The organism is Vibrio sp. OPT46, assembly GCF_015163535.1.
Lineage (GTDB): Bacteria > Pseudomonadota > Gammaproteobacteria > Enterobacterales > Vibrionaceae > Vibrio > Vibrio alginolyticus.
Map to the genome: position 1 here is coordinate 612 of NZ_JADDYG010000763.1, position 1,764 is coordinate 2,375.

2 protein-coding genes are annotated in these 1,764 nt (G+C 42.7%); both read right to left on the reverse strand.

Annotation, left to right across the window (positions count from 1 at the left end):
* Window positions 1-508 precede the first annotated feature (508 nt).
* Window positions 509-943: a hypothetical protein gene (locus IQR33_RS26800; protein ID WP_069489495.1), complete on the reverse strand. Its 435-nt coding sequence runs from the start codon at window positions 941-943 to the stop codon at window positions 509-511.
* A 26-nt stretch (window positions 944-969) separates the two neighbouring features.
* Window positions 970-1,362 carry a hypothetical protein gene (locus IQR33_RS26805; RefSeq protein ID WP_025636765.1) on the reverse strand — a complete coding sequence of 131 codons (393 nt, stop codon included), beginning with the start codon at window positions 1,360-1,362 and terminating at the stop codon, window positions 970-972.
* Between the last annotated feature and the right edge of the window lie 402 nt (window positions 1,363-1,764).

A 1,764-nucleotide genomic window follows, 5' to 3' on the forward strand; every position in this document is an offset into this window, starting at 1 on the left:
ATTTCCATAATACCCCCAAGCAATATATCTAATTGATTAACTGGTAATAATTATATCTAACCCCATAGACAAATACCATATTTAAACACTAAATAAAGTAAAATATAATTAACTAATCACATTGACTTTGCCCCGGACAAAGGCGTCACAATAGGGCTCGATAGAGGGTCAGCTTTTTAGGCGAAGCCGTTAAGAAAAGCGATACAAATGCTTTTAGCTCGCCGAAGGCGAATCATATGGCCACCAGCATTCTGCTAGGACGGTGACAACGGGGGTTTGTTGGCATCGTACTAGCGCTGGTGGACAACAGCCTTGAGCGGCAGAACTTGGTGAGGGACGAGCCCTAGTGATGCTGGGGTAAGTCCGGCGGGTGGGCCTCGGTGGCGACTAGGGGAACCCCCTATTAGTGGAGAGCAATTTTAAGTTTCTATTTTAGTTCTATGATTTCATTAACACGAGAGACAAAAAAACCCCGACAATATTGCCGGGGCTGGTCGCTTGGGGAGCGTTAATCCCTGGTAGGTTCTGAGTCTAATGCTTTAACATAAACAGCATCAGCAACACCGTTTTCACACATTGAAGTAGCTGAAAAATTGTCTTTTGTGGTTTGACTGTAAAGTTCACTGTGTTGCGAGTTACTGAGCCAGATCAGGCTGTTATCATCGTCCAAACCTAAAAATCCTTTGGTTGGTGAGTAGATACGATAAAAAGAGCTCAGCTCATAGGTTTTAAATACCCTGCTATCTGGTAATGAGAACCAATAGCAGTCCCAATCTAAGTGAATATAGGCTTGCCTCTCTTGACACGGTTGTGAGAAACCTATCACTTTGAAGCCTTGCAGAACTAAGCCATAACCATTAACGACAATGACCTCCTCTCCAGAAGTAAACCTTGATTCGCACAATGGTATTGAAGTTAAGCTATTTTCAATATATTTCAGCATGGATATTCCTCTCTTACTCCTTGAGATTAAGCTATTAAGCCAGTAAACAAATCTTGCTCTAGCTCTTTGGATGAGAACTGAAATCCTTGACTGATATTGAATTCTCGGTCAGCTACCAAATCGACAAAAAAGTCATGAACATTTTCATTTTTACAACACTCTTTAATGTTCTGGGCTGCAATATAGGCTGCATGCTTAGGATTGATAGCACTGACAACGAAAGCTTTGCTCTCTGAAGAGCCAAATCGAACTGAAGTTAAAAACTCCGTATATTGGTCAAACTCATTGCCCCGCAAAACAACTTTAATTTCACTACCCTTTGAAGTCTCAAGTTTTACATAAGAGAATCCATCTTCCAGCACTTCAAGTAGTGCTCCCTTGCAACCTTTAAATGCACCTTCAGTTACGATAATTTTCATAAAGCCCCCAAGCCCTGAATATCAATCAACGATTAAAGCATTTCTGCCCCAATCCATAATAGCCATTATACCAAATAGACTGCTAAATACCACATAACAACACCAAATTTAGTTAAATATATTTAACTAAATTTATTGACTTTTGGCCGGACAAAGGCGACACAATAGGGCTCGATAGAGGGTCAGCTTTTTAGGCGAAGCCGTTAGGAAAAGCGATACAAATGCTTTTTGCTCGCCGAAGGCGATTCATATGGCCACCAGCATTCTGCTAGGACGGTGACAACGGGGTTTTGTTGGCATCGTACTAGCGCTGGTGGACAACAGCCTTGAGCGGCAGCACTTGGTGAGGAACGAGCCTTAGGGATGCAGGGGTAAGTCCGGCGGGTGGGCCTCGGTGGCGAC

Excerpts from the sequence above, each read along its gene's own strand:
- IQR33_RS26800 (WP_069489495.1), bottom strand. The coding sequence starts at position 943 with ATGCTGAAATATATTGAAAATAGCTTAACTTCAATACCATTGTGCGAA.
- IQR33_RS26805 (WP_025636765.1), bottom strand. The coding sequence starts at position 1,362 with ATGAAAATTATCGTAACTGAAGGTGCATTTAAAGGTTGCAAGGGAGCA.